The following is an 18,140-nucleotide window of genomic DNA, read 5'->3' on the forward strand; positions in this document are numbered from 1 at the left end:
TACGGCTCATGAGCCCGCCTCCAGTCCGTGCGGCCTGAGCAGCAGTTCGACCAGGGAGGCGAGCCAGTCCACCAGCAGGGCCAGTGAGATCGTGAGGACCGAGCCGAGGACCAGGACGGGCATGCGCTGGGTGGTGATGCCGGTGGTGATCAGGACACCGAGGCCGCCGCCCCCGCCGAAGGTGGCGAGGGTCGCCGTGCCCACGTTCAGGACCAGGGCCGTCCGTACGCCCGCGAGGATCAGCGGCACGGCCAGCGGGAGTTCGATGCGGGTCAGCACCCCCAGGGGGGACATCCCGATGCCGCGGGCCGCCTCCAGCAGGGTCGGGTCGTTGGCCTTCAGGCCCGCGATCGTGTTGGAGAGGACCGGCAGGATGGCGTAGACGGTGATGCCGATCAGGGCCGCCCGCTGGCCGGTGCCCAGCCAGATGACCAGCAGCGCCAGCAGGCCGATCGCGGGCGTGGCCTGCCCCATGTTGGCGAGCGTCATCGCGACCGGGGTCGCCTTCCGGAACGCCGCCCGGGTGAGCAGGATGCCCAGGGGGATCGCGATGATCAGCACGAAGAAGGTGGAGATCGCGGTCAGCCGGATCTGCTGCCACAGGGCCTTCGGCACCTGGCCGTTCGACAGCGCGTTCTCGGAGATCGGGTCCAACCGGGCCTGCTGGAACCAGAGCCAGGTGGCCAGCAGCACGGCCGCGAGGACCAGGGGCAGGAAGGTCAGCTTCTGCCAGCTGATCCGGCGCTTGAGGACGACCTTCGGAGGTGGGGCCTCCCCCTCGACTCCGCCTTCACCGTTCCCGGGAAGGCCTTCGGGAAGGTCCCCGGGGAAGTCCCCGGAGTCCGGGGAGAACTCGCCGTCGTCCCGGAACGCGAGCCCCTTCACCTCGTGCTCGCCCTCGGGCCGTTCCCTGCGCTGTTCCTCGGGCCGTTCCTCGGGCCGCTCTTTGGGCCGTTCCTCGGGCGGGGGAGTGCTCACGCCTTCGCCTCCCCGCCGCCCACGCCCTCCTGCTCGAAGTGGGTCTGCTGGGCGCGCGCCTCCTCCAGCTCGTGCTGGTGCTCCATCGCCTCCAGCCGGTCCTCCTCCAGCAGTTCGTGCACGGAGTTCATCAGCGTCTCCATGTCGACGACACCGGTGAACTCGCCGCGCCGCCCGGTGACCGCGACCCGGCCCGTGTTGTCGATGAGCACGGCCTCCAGCGCGTCCCGCAGCGTGGCGTCCCGGGTCACCGTGTCGTGCACCAGCGTGCCCGCCCGTGCCAGCGAACCCCTGGCCCGCATCAGGTCGCCGCGCCGCAGCCACTTGTAGGGGCGGCCCCGCCGGTCGAGCAGCAGGATCTCGTTCGTGCCGCTGCTTCTGAGCTTGTTGAAGATCTCCTGGAGCGGGTCGTCCACGGTGACCGTCGGATAGTCGGTGATCTCCACATCCCGTACCCGGGTGAGATTGAGCCGCTTCAGCGCCGCGCCCGCGCCCACGAACCCCGACACGAAGTCGTCGGCCGGGTTGGTGAGGATCGCCTCCGGGGTGTCGAACTGCGCGATGTGCGAGTGCTCGCGCAGCACCGCGATCCGGTCACCGAGCTTGATCGCCTCGTCGAAGTCGTGGGTGACGAAGACGATCGTCTTGTGCAGCTCACGCTGGAGCCGGATCAGCTCGTCCTGGAGGTGGTCGCGGGTGATCGGGTCCACGGCGCCGAAGGGCTCGTCCATCAGCAGCACGGGCGGGTCGGCCGCGAGCGCCCGGGCCACGCCCACGCGCTGCTGCTGGCCGCCGGAGAGCTGGCGCGGATAACGTCCCTGGAACTCGCCCGGGTCGAGGCCGACCAGGTCCAGCATCTCCTCGACGCGCGCCCTGATCCGCGACTTCGACCAGCCGACCATCTTCGGTACGAGGGCGATGTTCTGGGCGACCGTCATGTGCGGGAAGAGCCCGGACGCCTGGATGGCGTAGCCGATCTTGCGGCGCAGCTTCACCGGGTCCATGTCGGTGACGTCCTCGGCATTGATGCGGATGCGGCCGCTGGTCGGTTCGATCAGCCGGTTGATCATCTTGAGCGTGGTGGACTTGCCGCATCCCGACGGGCCCACGAAGACGACCAGCTCGCCCGCCTTGATCTCCATGTTGACGCTGTCCACGGCCGGTTCCCGGCTGTTGGGGTAGCGCTTGGTGAGGTTCTCCAGCTCGATGGTGGCGCCGGCCGTGGAGGTGTGCGCGCTCTCCGTGCCCTCCGGTGGCTCCGCGACCTCGGTCGTCTCAGGCACGGATCCCCCTCGGAATGGTCAGCCGGCCGATGAGGACGTAGGCGGCGTCGAACAGCAACGCGAGGATGATGATCCCGATCGTGCCCGCGAGTACCTGATTGAGCGCGTTCCTGCTGCCCAGGGACGCGAGGCCGCGGAAGATCTCGTTGCCGAGGCCGGGGCCGGAGGCGTACGCCGCGATCGCCGCGATGCCCATCAGCATCTGCGTGGAGACCCGGATACCGGTGAGGATCGGCGGCCAGGCCAGCGGCAGCTCGACCTTCAGCAGCCGGGCCGGAGCGGACATGCCGATGCCCTTCGCCGCTTCCACCAGCGCGGGGTCGACCCCGCGCAGGCCCACGATCGCGTTGCGCACGATCGGCAGCAGCCCGTACAGCGTCAGCGCGATCACCGTGGGCGGCACGCCCAGGCCCACGACCGGGATCAGCAGACCGATCATGGCGAGCGAGGGGATGGTCAGGATGGTGGAGGTGGTGGTCGTGGCCACGCCGCCCGCCCAGCCGCTGTGATAGGTGACGACGCCGATCACCACACCGATGAGCGTCGCGACGACCATGCACTGGAAGACCACGCTGGCGTGCTGGTACGCGTCCGTGAGCAACTGCTGATGGCGGCTGCTCAGGTACTGCCAGAAGTTCACGCCACCTCCCGGTCGTCGGTCAGTGCTCGGTCGCCGCCTGTTCCACCAGCGGGATGATCCGCAGCGGAACGGGGTTCTCCATGACGATCGCCGTGGAGGCCCGGACGATGCCATCAAAACCGACGACCCGGTCGATCACACGTTGGAGATCGGCGTTCGAGCGGGCCACCAGGCGGCACAGCATGTCGCCGCTGCCGGTGGTCGTGTGCAGCTCCAGCACCTCGGGGACGGTCGCCAAGTGCGCCCGTACGTCGGGGCCTTGTCCCTGCCTGATCTGCAGCGTCGCGAAGGCCGTGACGGGGTAGCCGAGCGCTGCCGGATCCACCTGCGGACCGAATCCCCGAATGACTCCATTCGATTGAAGGCGGTCGAGCCGGGCCTGCACGGTGCCGCGCGCGACCCCGAGCCGCCGGGACATCTCCAGCACGCCGATGCGCGGCTCCTCGGCCAACAGCACGATGAGCCGGCCGTCCAGGTGATCGATTCCCATGCCGCCCTCCCGGGTGGTCATCATGTACAGAACGTCCGCTCACATGGACGTTTTGCTGAGCACATTGTCCAGCTCTCCCGCAAACTATTGCGCACCTTGTGGAACGGAGGGAGTCTGCGGCCATGACGCAGACCACAGACCTCACTCCCGACACCGCCCGGCAGGCAGACCCCTTCCCGGTCAAGGGAATGGACGCGGTCGTCTTCGCCGTCGGCAACGCCAAGCAGGCCGCGCACTACTACTCCACGGCCTTCGGCATGCGGCTGGTCGCCTACTCCGGACCGGAGAACGGCAGCCGCGAGACGGCGTCGTACGTCCTCGAGAACGGCTCGGCACGCTTCGTCCTCACCTCCGTCATCAAGCCCACCACCACCTGGGGCCACTTCCTGGCCGAGCACGTGGCCGCGCACGGCGACGGGGTCGTCGACCTCGCCATCGAGGTCCCGGACGCGCGCGCCGCGTTCGCGTACGCCGTCGAGCACGGCGCCCGCCCGCTCGCCGAGCCCCATGAGCTCAAGGACGAGCACGGCACGGTCGTCCTCGCCGCGATCGCCACGTACGGCGAGACCCGGCACACGCTCGTCGAACGCACCGGCTACGACGGCCCGTACCTCCCCGGGTTCACCGCCGCCGCCCCGATCGTCGAACCGCCCGCCCATCGCACCTTCCAGGCCATCGACCACTGCGTCGGCAACGTCGAACTCGGCCGCATGAACGAATGGGTCGGCTTCTACAACAAGGTCATGGGCTTCACGAACATGAAGGAGTTCGTGGGCGACGACATCGCGACCGAGTACAGCGCGCTGATGTCGAAGGTCGTCGCCGACGGCACGCTCAAGGTCAAGTTCCCGATCAACGAGCCCGCCATCGCCAAGAAGAAGTCCCAGATCGACGAGTACCTGGAGTTCTACGGCGGCGCGGGCGTCCAGCACATCGCGCTGAACACCAACGACATCGTGCAGACCGTACGCACCATGCGCGCGGCCGGGGTCCAGTTCCTGGACACGCCCGACTCGTACTACGACACCCTCGGCGAGTGGGTCGGCGACACCCGGGTCCCCGTCGACACCCTGCGCGAGTTCAAGATCCTCGCCGACCGCGACGAGGACGGCTATCTGCTCCAGATCTTCACCAAGCCGGTCCAGGACCGGCCGACCGTCTTCTTCGAGATCATCGAGCGGCACGGCTCGATGGGCTTCGGCAAGGGCAACTTCAAGGCGCTCTTCGAGGCGATCGAGCGGGAGCAGGAGAAGCGCGGCAACCTGTAGGAATCATCTGCGGAAAGCTGTCATCTGTTATCTGTCAGCCGATATCTGTCAGCCGTCAGCCGTCAGCCGTCAGCCGTCAGCTGTCAGCCGTCAGCCGTCAGCCGTCAGCCAATGTCTGTCAGCGGTCAGCGGTCAGCGGCCCTCGGTCATCGTGACGCCGTGCGCCGCGGTGCCGGTGCCGGTGCCGATGCGTGTGGCCTGGGTCGACGGGTCGCCCTCGGGGCCGCCGGGTTCGCCGGATTCACGGCAGTGCCCGGCGGCCCCGCCGCGCCCCCCGGTTCCGCCGGGGTCTCGTCCTTCGGCTCGGGCGGCGGCTCCGCGGGCGGTTCGCCGAGGGCGGCCAGGTCGTGCCGGGCCTGGGGGGCGAGGACGGGGGAGAAGTACGGATTGATCTGGAGGGACTCCGCGATGTGGCGGCGGGCGGGCGCGAGCAGGCCCAGCTCGCGTTCGATCTGCCCCCGGTGGTAGACGTACAGCGCGCTGCGGACGCCGCCGCCCTTCGTCTTGTCCGTCGCCTTCGTCGCGAACTTCAGCGCCTCCTCGTCCTCCTGCGCCCGGTGCAGCGCCCACCCCAGCGCGTCCGCGACGGCGACCCCGGGCTGGCGCGCCCACTCCTCGCGCAGCCGGCGCACCGCGTCCTCCGGATCGCCGTGGTCCGCCTCGAACAGCCCGAGGACCAGTTCGTCGTCGACACCGGCCGCGGCGTCGGTGCGCACCCGCTCCCGCAGCAGGGCGTACTGCGTCTGTGCCGCGTCGCGCACCCCCAGCGTCTCGTACAGCTCGCCCAGCTCCAGCGCGTACCGCGGATCGGGCTCCTGGGCGAGCGCCGTCTGGTACGCACGCAGCGCCTCCGCGCTGCGCCCGAGCGCCGCCAGCGCACGCCCCTGTCCGGCGAGCGCGTCGTGCTGATCGGGGTCGATGCTCAGCGCGGCCTCGTAGTAGCGCAACGACTCCTCGCGGTCCCCGCGCTCCCAGGCGAGCCGGCCCGTTTGCGCCAGCCAGACCGCCCGCTCGGCCGGAGAGGTGGCGCCCGCCGCCGCGTCCGCGAGGGAGGCCACCGCGTCCTCGCGCCAGCCGCGGTCCCAGTACACCTGGGCGGCCTCGGCCAGCACCGGCGGCCCGTGGTGCAGCCCCTGGAGCTTCTCCAGCGCACCGCGGCTCGCCTTGTAGTCACCGAGGCCGCTGCAGGAGTCGATCAGCAGCGGATACGCCGTCCACCGCTTCGGGGCCAGCTTCAGCGCCTCCTCGGCCCACTTCCGCCCGGTCCGGAAGTCGTTGCGGGCGTTGGCGAGCGCGGCCAGCCCCTCCAGCGCCGTCAGGTTCCCCTTCGGTTTCGTCTCCAGCGACGTGCGCAGCGCCTGTTCGGCCTTCGGGAAGTACGTGGGTGTGGCGGTCCGCCGCCCCTGCTCCACATAGGCCACGCCGAGCACCGCCCACGACCGATCGTCGCGCGGATGGGCGCGCAGATGGGCCTCGTGGTCGCCGATGAGCGCCACCAGATCGGGCAGCGCGGCGGGCACCCCGGCCCCCACCGCCGTCGCCGCCCGCGCCGCCGGACCCGCCGACGGCGGCGCCGCGGTCCGCCGCTGCGAGGGCAGCAGCACCAGCACCCCGCCGAGGACGACAGATCCCGCCACCAGGCCGATCAGCACGTGCTTGGCGACGGAGGGACGCCGCCCGGAGGGCCCCTGAGGCGTGAGCCCCGTGAGCACCGGCTGTCGCTCTTCGATCTCCATGCCGCTCACTGTGCGTCAATACGAAGACCACACCCCGGCACGCCAAGCCCCGCGCGGATGGGGTTCACACCGATGGCCCCGAGTGCGACGCTGTGATCATGAGCCGTATCGAAGCCCCGCGCGACGAAGTCACCGGCAACCTCGCGGACCGCCTGCTGAGCGGCCTGCCGGCCGAGGCCGTCCTCATCGACCCGGACGTCACGGCCTCGTACGCGAACGACATGGCGAGCTTCTGCGAGGCGGGCACCCCCGCCGTCGTCGTCCTGCCCCGTACCGTCGAACAGGTCCAGCACGTCATGCGGATCGCGACCGAGCTGCGTGTCCCGGTCGTCCCGCAGGGCGCCCGCACCGGCCTGTCCGGCGCCGCCAACGCCTCCGACGGCTGCATCGTGCTGTCGCTGGTGAAGATGGACCGCATCCTGGAGATCAACCCGGTCGACCGGATCGCCGTCGTGGAACCCGGCGTCATCAACGCCACCCTCTCCCGCGCCGTGAACGAACACGGTCTGTACTACCCGCCGGACCCCTCCAGCTGGGAGATGTGCACGATCGGCGGGAACATCGGCACGGCCTCCGGCGGCCTGTGCTGTGTGAAGTACGGGGTGACGGCGGAGTACGTCCTCGGCCTCGACGTGGTGCTGGCCGACGGACGGCTCATGTCCACCGGCCGCCGTACGGCGAAGGGGGTCGCCGGGTACGACCTCACCCGCCTCTTCGTCGGATCCGAGGGCTCGCTCGGCATCGTCGTACGGGCGATCCTGGCGCTCAAGCCGCAGCCGCCCCAGCAGTTGGTGCTGGCGGCGGAGTTCGGATCGGCGCGGGCCGCCTGCGACGCCGTGGTCCGGATCATGGAGGGCGGGCACGTCCCCTCCCTCCTCGAACTCATGGACCGTACGACGGTCAAGGCCGTCAACGACCTGGCCCACATGGGCCTCCCGGAGACCACCGAGGCGCTCCTCCTCGCCGCCTTCGACACCCACGACCCGGCCGCCGACCTGGCCGCCGTCGGCGCCCTGTGCGAGGCCGCGGGCGCGACGCAGGTGGTCCCCGCGGAGGACGCGGCGGAATCCGAACTGCTCCTCCAGGCAAGGCGGTTGTCGCTCACCGCGCTCGAAGCGGTCAAGGGCACCACGATGATCGACGACGTGTGCGTGCCGCGCTCCCGGCTCGGCGACATGCTCGAAGGCATCGAGCGCGTCGCCGAGAAGTACTCCCTGACCATCGGTGTCTGCGCGCACGCGGGCGACGGCAACACCCACCCCACCGTCTGCTTCGACGCCGACGATCCCGACGAGTCGCGGCGCGCCCGCGAGTCCTTCGACGAGATCATGGCCCTCGGTCTGGAACTCGGCGGCACCATCACGGGCGAACACGGCGTCGGAGTCCTGAAGAAGGAGTGGCTGGCCCGCGAGCTCGGACCGGTGGGCGTGGAGATGCAGCGCGGCATCAAGGCCGCCTTCGACCCACTGGGCATCCTGAACCCGGGCAAGGTGCTCTAGGCCCCGCCACCCCCGTCCCCGCCCCGGTGGAGACGGTCCAGAACGGCCAGTTCGTCCTCGCTCAGCCGCAGGGCGCCGGCGGCCACGTTGGCGGCCAGGTGGTCGGGGTCGCCGGTGCCGGGGATGGCCAGTACGTGCGGTCCACGGTGCAACGTCCAGGCCAGCCGGACCTGCGCCGCGCTCACCCCGTGGGCCCGTGCGACGGCCCTGGGCCGAACAGGTACGCCCCCGGGTGCCGGCCGCCGGCCTCGACCGTGGCCTGCTCGCCGAGCTGATCCCGCCCGCGGGCTATGTGCCCGACTTCCTCAACCCGGCCCCCGACGGGCCCGCCCCCGCGCTCGCCACGGAACTGGCCGGGGTCATGGCCGCTCCCCCCGCCCGGGTACGCCAGGACCTCGACCGCCTGGCACACGACCAGGGAGGGCTCGGCCCCAGGTCGCGGACGCTGTACGCCGATCCGGCCGCCCGCCTGCCCCGGCTCGCGGAGGAGGTCGAGACCTACTGGGAGCTGGCCCTCGCCCCCTACTGGGCGCGCATCCGCACGGTCCTGGACGCCGATGTGTTCCACCGGGCCCGGCAGGTCGCCGAGCAGGGCACCGGGCACCTGTTCAACGAGCTGCACCCGTTGGTGAGCTGGGACGACAGCGCGCTGCGGCTGTCGCGCAGAGGGCGCCCGCTGTCCCGCGAGGCGGCGGGTGCCGGGCTGCTGCTGATTCCCCCGGCCTTCACCCACCCGGGCCCGCTGACCCGGGTGACACCCCCGGAGCCGCCCCAACTGGCCTATCCGGCACGGGGTGTCGGCACCCTGTGGGAACCCCGGCCGCTCGCCGGGACCGATGCCCTCGCCGCCGTACTCGGCCGCTCGCGGACCCTGCTGCTGACCGGACTGGAGACCCCGGCCTCCACCACCGAGCCGGCCCACCGCACGGGGCTCTCGCCGTCCGGGGTGTCCCAGATCCTGACCGCACTGCGCGACGCGGGCCTGGTCAGCGCGCACCGGGCCGGTCGCTCGGTGCTGTACGCGCGCACATCGGTCGCGGAGAGCCTGCTGGCCGCGGCACGCCCGTAGGACCGCTTCCCGCGGGGCCACCACCGCGGCCGGTATCGGAAACAGGGACACGAACGGGTTCACTCGCCCTCCTTCGACTCGTCCGACGGCCACGGGTCGCGCAGCCACAGGTCGTCGGCCGGGGTCGGGGCCAGCAACTCGGCGAGGCCCTCGTCGATGCCGAGCTGATCGGCCTCGAAGCCCGGCGGAACCGCCCGCAGGGTGCGCTCCAGCCAGGCGGACACCTGCGCGGTGGGCGCCTCGAGGAGGGCGTCCCCGTCCGGGGAGCTGAGCGCCATCAGGACGACGCTGCGGCCCGCGACCTTCGTCGGCCACACCCGTACGTCGCCGTGCCCGCACGGCCTGAACACCCCCTCGACGAGCAGTTCACGGGCGAAGGTCCAGCCGACGGGATGGTCGGAGCCGATGTGGAAGGTGATGTGGACGGCGTACGGGTCGTCGGAGCGGTAGGTGAGCCGGGCCGGTACGGGGATGCTGCGTTCGGGCGACAGGACGAGGTTGAGCTCGAGTTCGCGTTCCACCACGGTGTGCATGTCGATGCGCTTCCTTTCGGGTACGGGGCCCTCAGGGCGAGCCCGTACGAGTGGAGAGCGCGATCACGCGGAACCATTACGCGGGTTCGAAGAAGTTTTTTGGCGGGCGTTCCGAGACCGTGTTCCGGGCGGCGACCGCTTGTGGCGGAACCTTGCCCGAAAGAGGTGGGTACGGCGGGAGCGCCGCTGACAGGCGCGCCCGTCTGATAGATGTGGAGCCCTCAAAAACCCCCGAGCAGATACGGGACGACGGACATGAGCGCCCCAACCCCGGCCCCCGGTGACGACCGGCCCCGTGAAGGGTATTACCCGGACCCCTCCATTCCTGGATATGTCCGGTACTGGAACGGTGCCTCCTGGGTACCGGGTACGAGCCGTCCCGCGCCCTCCGACGGCGTACCGCTCGCGCCGCCGTCCGGTACCCGGCCGACAGCCTCCGTTCCCGCGCCCGCTCCGGCCCCCGCCGAGGAGACCGGCCCGCACTTCTTCGACGAGGACCCGCGACCCGCCGCCGAGCCGCGCCGGGTGAGCCCGGCCGAGGCACAGCACGGCAACAGGCCCGAGCCCGCGGCCGCGTGGGGCGCCGACCGCTCCCAGCAGTCCGGCTTCGGCGGCGAGCAGGACCGCCGGGTGTCCTGGGGCTCGCCCCCGACGGCCGATCCGCGGCTGGCGCGCGCGGCCGAACCGGGTGACGCCGTCGTCCAGCCGGACGGTGCGTCAGCCCGCGCCGACGGCACGGCGACGATCCCGCCCGCGGATTCGGGCGGCGCCGCGCAGCCTCCCGCGTCCGGCGGCACCGTGGTGTTCCGTCGCCCGACGGGACCGGCGCGGGCCACCGGCGCCGAGGGCGCGTCCGCGGCCCCGGCGAGCGGCGCGCAGTTCGCCGGCACCGGTCTCCCCGACGGCGCCGCGGAACCCGCCCCTTCCGAGGGCACCATGATCTTCCGCCCGTCCGCCCCGCGCACGGGGCCGCAGCGCGGGGCGCAGGCCGGGGGCACGGCTCCGGCCACCGGCGCACCGGGGGCGGACACGCCCGCGGCGGGCGGCCCGGCCGGGGCCGGGGGAGGCTTCGGCGCCGGGCAGGCCGCCCAGGCCGCGGCGGAGGCGGCGGCCCAGTCGGCCCAGTCCGCCGCCGCGCGCCAGCCGGCCACCCCCGCACCCTCCGCACCCTCCGCACCCCCCGCACCCTCCGCACCCTCCGTGCCCCAGCAGGCCTCCGGTCCGGCCGCCACGCCCCTCACCAGTGGCCCCGGTGGGGGACAGCCGTCCTGGGCCCAGCAGGTGCACCGGCTCGCGGGTGACCCGGGGGCCGACGGACAGCCCGTCGTGCCCTGGAAGCCGCCGGTGGACGACGTGTTCCAGGCCGCCGCCCGCAGACAGTCCGAGGCGCGCCCGGCGAGCCTCGGCAGGCGGCTGCTGGCCCGGATCGTGGACACCGCGGTCCTGGCGACCGTCACCGCGGTGGCCGCCGTACCGCTGGGCACCAAGGCGATCGACCACATCAACGAGAAGGTCGACGCGGCCAAGCGGTCCGGCCAGACCGTCACGGTGTGGCTGCTCGACGGCACGACCACGGGCTACCTCGGGATCGTGCTGGCCGTCCTGCTCCTCTTCGGCGTCCTCTACGACGCGCTGCCCACCGCCAAGTGGGGCCGCACCCTCGGCAAGAAGGTGTGCGGCATCGAGGTCCGGGACATCGAGGGTCACGAACCCCCGTCCTTCGGACGGGCCCTGCGCCGCTGGCTCGTGTACGCGGTCCCCGGCGTCCTCGTCATCGGTGTCGTCGGCGTCCTGTGGTGCCTGTTCGACAGGCCCTGGCGCCAGTGCTGGCACGACAAGGCGGCCCACACCTTCGTGGCCGCGTAGCCGCCCGTACGCCGTCGTGGTGGCCTGACTCCCCGCGCGACGGCGCGGTCGCCGGGAGCCCGGTCCCCCGGACGGCCGCTCGCCGGATGCGCGGTGGCGGGGTTCGCGGTCGACTCGGGCCATGAGCAGCGAACCGCCGCCCCCGGGCTCGGGTCAGCCACCGGACGAGGATCCGTTCAAGAAGCAGCCCCCGCCCGCCGAGGGCGGCGGCTCCCCGTACGACGGCCCTTCGCCGCCCACACCGCCCCAGGGCTCCCCGTACGACTCCCCGTACGGGTCACCGCCCCCGCACGGCGGCGGCGGTGACCCGTACGGCCCCGGCGGCCCCTACGGCGGCGACCCGCTGGCCGGCATGCCTCCGCTCGCCGACAGCGGCAAACGCACGGTGGCGAGGATCATCGACATGATCCTGGTGGGCATCGTGGTGTGGCTGCTGTCCTGGGCCTTCGGGGTCATGCAGTACAACATGAACGCCGACAAGATCGAGTACAGCAGGGGCTTCGGACAGTCCGTGATCGCCGCGGTGCTCTACACCGGCTACGACACCATCATGATCAGCAGGTCGGGGCAGACCCTCGGCAAGAAGCTGTTCAACCTGAGGGTGGCCAACCTCGACAACGGCTCCACGCCCTCCGTGCAGACCACGCTGGTCCGCTCGCTGGTGCTGTGGATCCCGTTCGCGTTCTGCTGCGCGTGCATCTGGACCGCGATCGCGGGCGGTTGGAGCTATTTCGACAAGCCCTACAAGCAGGGCCTGCACGACAAGGCGGCCAAGACGGTGGTGGTCAGCACGGGCTGACATACGCGATCAGCCGCACTCCATGAGGAGACGGCTGATCGGGAGTGCGGCGGGTTCGTGGAATCACGGGCCCGCCGGTTCGCGTACGGCGGAGACGGACGCCGACGACACGGACGCGGCGACGGACGCGGTCTCGCGCGGTGCGGGCACCCGCTCCTGAACGGGGGCCGGTGCGGGAGCGGGTACGGCGGCCATGGAGTCGGAACGGACGCGCTTCGGCAGCGGAACCGTTACGGCGACGAGCAGTCCGAGAGCGAGTGCCGAGAGGGTGATCACCGCGATCCCCAGGCCCGAACTCGTCTGAGACAGCAGCAGCATGGCGAGGGTGGAGAAGATCACGGTGCAGGAACCGTAGGCGAGCTGTGCGGCGGTCGGACGAGGCATGGCGATTCCTCGGGGTGGGGGTACTCCCCCCGGTGCCTCTCGCGATGGGGGAGGATGCGGACAACAACGGGACCGGACGGCGACCGGGGCGATCGACAACGGGAGTGGGGCCGCCGGTCCGGGTGGGGCTGCGAATCGTGGGACGACAACGGTGTCGACTGGTCAATCCGTTGACATTCCAACGTTCCGCCAATCGACTCTATTCGCCTGCATGCCCGAGTGGAACGTCCGGTAAGCGTGACCTTACCCACGGTGCCGGAGCACAGGGGGCGCACGGAGTCATCGCGTCCACCAAGTGGACGGCCGGACGCGCCCGTTGAAAGGGCCGGTCACGGTTCGGATACCGAACTCCAGCTCCGCATAGTGCAGTTGCCAGGTTCAAGTCAAGATCTGTCTTTTCTTTGGTAACTCCGGTCAAATGTCGTCACTTGACACGCGTATACGCGCGCGGACCTCCATCACCCCGGGATCCCCCCATCCGCGCGAACGGACGCAGGGGAGGACTGCAAGTGACCAGCAGACCATGGACGTTCAGAGCGGCCGCGGTGGGTGTCGCCCTCGCGGCGGCCACCGCCACGTTCTCGACGTTCGCCGTTGCGCAGGCAGATGATGCCGCATCGGCGGCGGCCTCGGCGAGCGCGAACCGCCACGAGCCCCAGCCGGCCGGCAACAAGGCCGGACACGACCTCGACGGCCCGCTCAGCAAGACCCAGGAAGCACAGCGCGAAGAGGCCCTGAACCAGGTCATATCCGGGGACGCGAAGGTCCAGGACCGGAACGGTTCGCAGGTCGTCAAGCTCAAGGGCAAGAACAAGTACGTCGAGCTCGGCCGCGAGAAGACCGACAAGATCTTCACGATCCTGGTCGAGTTCGGCGACCAGGTCGACAGCCGCTACGGCGGCACCGCGGGCCCGCTGCACAACCAGATAGCCGCGCCCGACCGCACCCAGGACAACAGCACGGCCTGGCAGGCGGACTACAACCAGGCGCACTTCCAGGACCTCTACTTCGGCACCGGCAAGAACACCGAGTCGCTGAAGAAGTACTACGAGAAGCAGTCCTCGGGCCGCTACTCGGTCGACGGCGAGGTCACCGACTGGGTCAAGGTCCCCTACAACGAGGCCCGTTACGGCTCCAACAAGGCGTCCACGGGCGCCTGGTACGCGGTCCAGGACGGTGTCACCGCCTGGGTCGCCGACCAGAAGGCGGCCGGCAGGTCCGACGCGGACATCAAGGCGGACCTGGCCAAGTACGACCAGTGGGACCGCTACGACTACGACGGCGACGGCAACTTCAACGAGCCCGACGGCTACATCGACCACTTCCAGATCGTGCACGCCGGTGAGGACGAGTCCGCGGGCGGCGGCGCGCAGGGCGAGGACGCGATCTGGGCGCACCGCTGGTACGCGTTCGGCACCGACGCGGGCGCCACGGGTCCGGCCGGCAACAAGCTCGGCGGCGCCGCGATCGGCGACACCGGCATCTGGGTCGGCGATTACACCATCCAGCCGGAGAACGGCGGACTCGGCGTCTACGCGCACGAGTACGGCCACGACCTCGGTCTGCCGGACGAGTACGACACCACCAACTCGGCCGAGAACTCCACGGGCTTCTGGACCCTGATGTCCTCCGGTTCCTGGCTCGGCACCGGCAAGAACGCCATCGGTGACCTGCCCGGCGACATGAACGCCTGGGACAAGCTGCAGCTCGGCTGGCTGAACTACGACACGGCCAAGGCCGCGACGAAGTCGAAGCACAAGCTGGGTGTCGCCGAGTACAACACCAAGAACAAGCAGGCCCTCGTGGTCTCGCTGCCGGACAAGGCGGTCACCACCGAGATCGTCGCCCCGGCGCAGGGCTCGACCCAGTGGTGGAGCGGCAGCGGCAACGACCTCAAGAACACGCTGACGCGTTCCGTCGACCTCACCGGCAAGTCGTCGGCCGCCCTCACGCTCGACGGCTGGTACGACATCGAGGCCGACTACGACTACCTGTACACCGAGGTCTCCACCGACGGCGGCGCCAACTGGACCCCGATCGACGGCACGGTGGACGGGCAGCCGATCCCGCGTGACGGCAGTGGCAAGCCCGCGCTGACCGGCACGGTGGACGCGTACAAGAAGCTGTCGTTCCCGCTCGACGCCTACGCGGGCCAGAAGATCGACCTGCGGTTCCGCTACCAGAGCGACGGTGGCGTGGCGCTGAAGGGCTTCGCGGCCGACGAGATCGCCGTGACCGCGGACGGTTCGGCGCTCTTCTCGGACAACGCCGAGACCGCGGACGCCGCGTGGACCGCCGCCGGCTTCTCCCGCGTCGGCGCGTCCTTCACCGACGACTACCCGCAGTACTACATCGCGGAGAACCGTCAGTACGTCTCGTACGACAAGACCCTCAAGACCGGTCCGTACAACTTCGGCTTCTCGACGACGCGTCCGTCCTGGGTGGAGCACTACCCGTACCAGAACGGCCTGTTGATCTGGAAGTGGGACACCTCGCAGAAGGACAACAACGTCAGCGCGCACGCGGGCTCCGGGCTGATCCTGCCGGTCGACTCGCACTCCACCGCGCTGAAGTGGTCCGACGGAACGCTGATGCGCAGCCGGATCCAGTCGTACGACTCGCCGTTCAGCCTGTACCGCACGGACGGTCTGACGCTGCACAACGCGGACGTGGCGACGAAGATCCCGTCGAAGCCGGGGGTGCCGGTCTTCAACGACCACACCAGCACCTACTACGACACGACGGCCCCGACCGCGGGTGTCAAGATCACTGACACCAACACCAAGATCAAGATCGCCAAGGAGGCCCGTGACGGGTCGACGATCTCGCTCGAAGTAGGCCCCGCGGTGAAGTAACCGGTATTTCCGCAGGTCAGAAGCGTATCGGCGGCGACCCCCTGGCGGGTTGCCGCCGATCGTGTTTAGGTGCGTCCTGTGGATTTCTTATTGACACCGGTGCGCACGGGGGTGTGACTGCATGGCCGCAGGAGGTTTTTGCAAGCTGCCGAACGGCAGCGTGGTTGTGGCCCTGAACCTGCCCAGCCCGGCGGGCCCGGGTCCCGGCTGCGTGCGCTTTCTGGTCCTGGCCCAAAACCGTGCCCGCGCCCTGACGCGCCTGCGCAACCTCGGCCTGCGCGCGGTCTACCTCCGCGGGAACGCGGCCCCGCCCACCCCCGACGAGATCACCGCCGTCCTGCACCACCCCGACGGCCTCATATGGCGCACGACCCTGGACAGCGGAGTCCAGGGTTCCGACCTCACTCAGGAACTGTGGCGCCCGTTCAAATCCCTCCTGAGACGCCCGGCACCCCAGGCGTGACCGGCGACGGGTCGGCGGCGCGGACGTAGCCACCCGGCGCTCGCCGGGCGGCGGGGCCGGTCGGAATGGCCAGAAGGCTAGACGACCGGCTTTCCTGTCAGGTCCACGCCTGCTGCTCGGAGTTCTTCGAGGGCGCGGTCCGTGGTTTCCTCGGCGACTCCGGCCGTGAGGTCCAGGAGGACCTGGGTACGGAAGCCGTTGCGGACGGAGTCCAGGGCGGTCGCGCGGACGCAGTGGTCGGTGGCGATGCCGACCACGTCCACCTCGTCGATCTCACGGGCGCGCAGCCAGTCACCCAGCGCGACCCCGTTCTCGTCGGCGCCCTCGAAACCGCTGTACGCCGCCGCGTACGCGCCCTTGTCGAAGACGGCGTCGACCGCGCCGGAGGCGACCGCCGGAGCGAAGTTCGGGTGGAACCCGACCCCCTCCGTGCCGGCGACGCAGTGCGCGGGCCAGGAGTGGACGAAGTCGGGGTTGTCGGCGAAGTGGCCACCGGGAGCGATGTGGAGGTCACGCGTGGCGACGACATGCCGGTAGCCGGCGGGCGCCTGCCCGATCAGCTCCGTGATGGCGGCGGCGACATCGGCGCCTCCGGACACCGCGAGGCTGCCCCCCTCGCAGAAGTCGTTCTGCACGTCTACGACGATCAAGGCGCGGCGCATGGTCGGTGTCCTTCGACGGTGTCGACTATGGGGTCGGTGAATGTGGCAGGAGGTGTGCGGGACCGGCCTGTGGAGCCGAGCCTAGAGACTTCGGGTGCGGCGCGGGAGGGGGCATTCGGTTACGGCCCGTTGCGGCGGCCGGTGCGGTGTGCGTGTTGCCGTTGCATTCCCGCTGACCGCCCGTTCATTCGTGTTTGCCCAAGGGTGGCCGGAGCCGGCCGGAGCGCCGCCCGCGCGCGCTCCGGCGCACCCCGCGCACACCGCGGGGGCCGAATCAGATGTACTCCGTCGGAATGACCGGTTCCCCGCGCGAGAGCTGTGTCGCCGACAACGGCAGGTTGGCGCGGGAGGCGGCGTGCCGGTCGCGTACGACGTCGAGGGGCTCGCGGGAGAGGACCTGCCCGCCCTTGACGAGCTCCACCAGCAGTTGTCGGTCGGCGAGCGCCACGGGGACCGCCCCGGTACCGATCACCTCGGCCTCGGCGACCCCCCGCTCGTCGAGCCGGCGCGCGGCCCACTTGCGCCCGCCGATCGAGGTCTTGCCGCCGGTGGACCTCTTGGCCACGGGCTCCAGCGGAGCCTTCGGGTCCGCCGACTCGGCGCGGGCGACCAGCTTGTAGACCATCGAGCAGGTGGGATGGCCGGAACCCGTCACCAACTGCGTACCGACGCCGTACGCGTCGACGGGCGCCGCCGCCAGCGAGGCGATCGCGTACTCGTCCAGGTCCGAGGTCACGATGATCCGCGTGTCCCTCGCGCCCAGCTCGTCCAGCTGCTGCCGCACCCGGTGCGCGACCAGCAGCAGGTCCCCGGAGTCGATCCGTACGGCCCCGAGCTCAGGCCCGGCGACCTCGACCGCCATCCGTACCGCCTCCGCGACGTCGTACGTGTCCACGAGCAGCGTCGTCCCCCGGCCCAGCGAGTTCACCTGGGCCTGGAAGGCGTCCCGCTCCCGGTCGTGCAGGAGGGTGAAGGCGTGTGCGGAGGTGCCGACGGTCGGGATGCCGTAGCGGAAGCCTGCCGCCAGGTCGGAGGTGGTCGTGAAGCCCCCGACGTACGCGGCCCGCGACGCCGCCACCGCGGCCAGCTCGTGCGTCCGCCGGGCGCCCATCTCGATCAGCGGCCGGCCCCCGGCGGCGGAGGCCATCCGGGAGGCGGCGGCCGCGATGGCCGAGTCGTGGTTGAGGATGGAGAGGATCACCGTCTCCAGGAGCACGCACTCCGCGAAGGACCCCTCGACCCGCAGGATCGGCGAGCCCGGGAAGTACACCTCGCCCTCGGGATAGCCCCAGATGTCCCCGCTGAAGCGGTACGAGGCGAGCCACTCCAGGGTCGGCCCGTCCACGATGGCGTTCTCGCGCAGGAAGCCGAGGACGTCGGCGTCGAAGCGGAAGTTCTCGACGGCGTCGAGAACCCGCCCGGTGCCCGCGACGACGCCGTAGCGCCGCCCCTCCGGCAGCCGCCGCGTGAAGACCTCGAAGACCGAGCGTCGCTCGGCGGTCCCCGCGGCCAGTGCGGCCTGCAACATCGTCAGCTCGTACTGGTCCGTGAAGAGCGCCGTCGAGGGAACGTCCACCGGCAGCCCAAGGTCCGCTGTGTTCATAAGCCTGGATGG

At 70.9% G+C, this 18,140-nt stretch carries 16 protein-coding genes and 1 pseudogene; 7 read left to right on the plus strand and 10 right to left on the minus strand.

Going from position 1 to position 18,140, the window contains the following annotated elements:
* Positions 1–6 precede the first annotated feature (6 nt).
* The 4 genes from ACIRA5_RS29275 to ACIRA5_RS29290 all read right to left on the minus strand — a co-directional run bounded on the left by ACIRA5_RS29275 (position 7) and on the right by ACIRA5_RS29290 (position 3,391).
* Positions 7–885: an ABC transporter permease gene (locus tag ACIRA5_RS29275; protein WP_403695845.1), complete on the minus strand. Its 879-nt coding sequence runs from the start codon at positions 883–885 to the stop codon at positions 7–9.
* Between the two features lie 89 nt (positions 886–974).
* Positions 975–2,261: a betaine/proline/choline family ABC transporter ATP-binding protein gene (locus ACIRA5_RS29280; RefSeq protein WP_403695438.1), complete on the minus strand. Its 1,287-nt coding sequence runs from the start codon at positions 2,259–2,261 to the stop codon at positions 975–977.
* Complete coding sequence (locus ACIRA5_RS29285) at positions 2,254–2,901, minus strand: ABC transporter permease (RefSeq protein ID WP_403695440.1); 648 nt, start codon at positions 2,899–2,901, stop codon at positions 2,254–2,256. Before ACIRA5_RS29285 ends, ACIRA5_RS29280 begins: the two co-directional genes overlap by 8 nt.
* Positions 2,902–2,920: 19 nt before the next feature.
* Entirely contained in the window at positions 2,921–3,391 is a 471-nt protein-coding gene (locus ACIRA5_RS29290; RefSeq protein ID WP_352049052.1) for an Lrp/AsnC family transcriptional regulator, read from the minus strand.
* A 122-nt stretch (positions 3,392–3,513) separates the two neighbouring features.
* Here ACIRA5_RS29290 and hppD point away from each other — a divergent pair, with 122 nt between their 5' ends.
* Positions 3,514–4,659: a 4-hydroxyphenylpyruvate dioxygenase gene (gene hppD, locus ACIRA5_RS29295; protein ID WP_403695441.1), complete on the plus strand. Its 1,146-nt coding sequence runs from the start codon at positions 3,514–3,516 to the stop codon at positions 4,657–4,659.
* A gap of 146 nt (positions 4,660–4,805) precedes the next feature.
* Here the strand turns inward: hppD and ACIRA5_RS29300 are convergent, their stop codons facing one another.
* The gene (locus ACIRA5_RS29300) at positions 4,806–6,395 is read right to left on the minus strand and encodes a tetratricopeptide repeat protein (protein ID WP_403695443.1); all 1,590 of its coding nucleotides are present in this window, start codon (positions 6,393–6,395) and stop codon (positions 4,806–4,808) included.
* A 92-nt stretch (positions 6,396–6,487) separates the two neighbouring features.
* On the opposite strand from ACIRA5_RS29300, the gene ACIRA5_RS29305 reads away from it, so the two are divergent.
* A complete protein-coding gene (locus ACIRA5_RS29305) occupies positions 6,488–7,894 on the plus strand; it encodes an FAD-linked oxidase C-terminal domain-containing protein (RefSeq protein ID WP_352049030.1) in 1,407 nt (468 codons plus the stop codon).
* On the opposite strand, the pseudogene ACIRA5_RS29310 reads toward ACIRA5_RS29305, so the two are convergent.
* Positions 7,891–8,175 (minus strand): annotated as a pseudogene (locus ACIRA5_RS29310) (aldo/keto reductase); the annotation flags it as partial. The gene ACIRA5_RS29305 and the pseudogene ACIRA5_RS29310 sit on opposite strands and share 4 nt — an antisense overlap.
* Here ACIRA5_RS29310 and ACIRA5_RS29315 point away from each other — a divergent pair.
* Positions 8,091–8,963 carry a transcriptional regulator gene (locus ACIRA5_RS29315; protein ID WP_403695445.1) on the plus strand — a complete coding sequence of 291 codons (873 nt, stop codon included), beginning with the start codon at positions 8,091–8,093 and terminating at the stop codon, positions 8,961–8,963. The pseudogene ACIRA5_RS29310 and the gene ACIRA5_RS29315 overlap by 85 nt on opposite strands.
* A gap of 59 nt (positions 8,964–9,022) precedes the next feature.
* Here ACIRA5_RS29315 and ACIRA5_RS29320 read toward each other — a convergent pair whose 3' ends face one another.
* Positions 9,023–9,496: an SsgA family sporulation/cell division regulator gene (locus ACIRA5_RS29320; protein ID WP_403695447.1), complete on the minus strand. Its 474-nt coding sequence runs from the start codon at positions 9,494–9,496 to the stop codon at positions 9,023–9,025.
* A gap of 255 nt (positions 9,497–9,751) precedes the next feature.
* On the opposite strand from ACIRA5_RS29320, the gene ACIRA5_RS29325 reads away from it, so the two are divergent.
* Both ACIRA5_RS29325 and ACIRA5_RS29330 read left to right on the plus strand, forming a co-directional pair.
* Positions 9,752–11,362, plus strand: coding sequence for an RDD family protein (locus tag ACIRA5_RS29325; RefSeq protein WP_403695450.1), 1,611 nt, complete (start codon positions 9,752–9,754; stop codon positions 11,360–11,362).
* Between the two features lie 121 nt (positions 11,363–11,483).
* Entirely contained in the window at positions 11,484–12,161 is a 678-nt protein-coding gene (locus ACIRA5_RS29330) for an RDD family protein (protein WP_403695453.1), read from the plus strand.
* Positions 12,162–12,224: 63 nt separating this feature from the next.
* Here the strand turns inward: ACIRA5_RS29330 and ACIRA5_RS29335 are convergent, their stop codons facing one another.
* Entirely contained in the window at positions 12,225–12,545 is a 321-nt protein-coding gene (locus tag ACIRA5_RS29335) for a hypothetical protein (RefSeq protein ID WP_403695455.1), read from the minus strand.
* Positions 12,546–13,054: 509 nt separating this feature from the next.
* On the opposite strand from ACIRA5_RS29335, the gene ACIRA5_RS29340 reads away from it, so the two are divergent.
* Together ACIRA5_RS29340 and ACIRA5_RS29345 are read left to right on the plus strand one after the other, a co-directional pair.
* Complete coding sequence (locus ACIRA5_RS29340) at positions 13,055–15,400, plus strand: immune inhibitor A domain-containing protein (protein ID WP_403695458.1); 2,346 nt, start codon at positions 13,055–13,057, stop codon at positions 15,398–15,400.
* 121 nt (positions 15,401–15,521) lie between these two features.
* On the plus strand, positions 15,522–15,863 hold the full coding sequence (locus ACIRA5_RS29345; RefSeq protein WP_403695459.1) for a hypothetical protein: 342 nt from the start codon (positions 15,522–15,524) through the stop codon (positions 15,861–15,863).
* A gap of 77 nt (positions 15,864–15,940) precedes the next feature.
* Here the strand turns inward: ACIRA5_RS29345 and ACIRA5_RS29350 are convergent, their stop codons facing one another.
* Positions 15,941–16,525, minus strand: coding sequence for a nicotinamidase (locus ACIRA5_RS29350; RefSeq protein ID WP_403695462.1), 585 nt, complete (start codon positions 16,523–16,525; stop codon positions 15,941–15,943).
* 274 nt (positions 16,526–16,799) lie between these two features.
* Positions 16,800–18,128 carry a nicotinate phosphoribosyltransferase gene (locus ACIRA5_RS29355; protein WP_403695464.1) on the minus strand — a complete coding sequence of 443 codons (1,329 nt, stop codon included), beginning with the start codon at positions 18,126–18,128 and terminating at the stop codon, positions 16,800–16,802.
* Positions 18,129–18,140: the final 12 nt, after the last annotated feature.

Origin of the sequence: Streptomyces sp. NPDC096311 (genome assembly GCF_044763085.1) — a bacterium.
Lineage (GTDB): Bacteria > Actinomycetota > Actinomycetes > Streptomycetales > Streptomycetaceae > Streptomyces.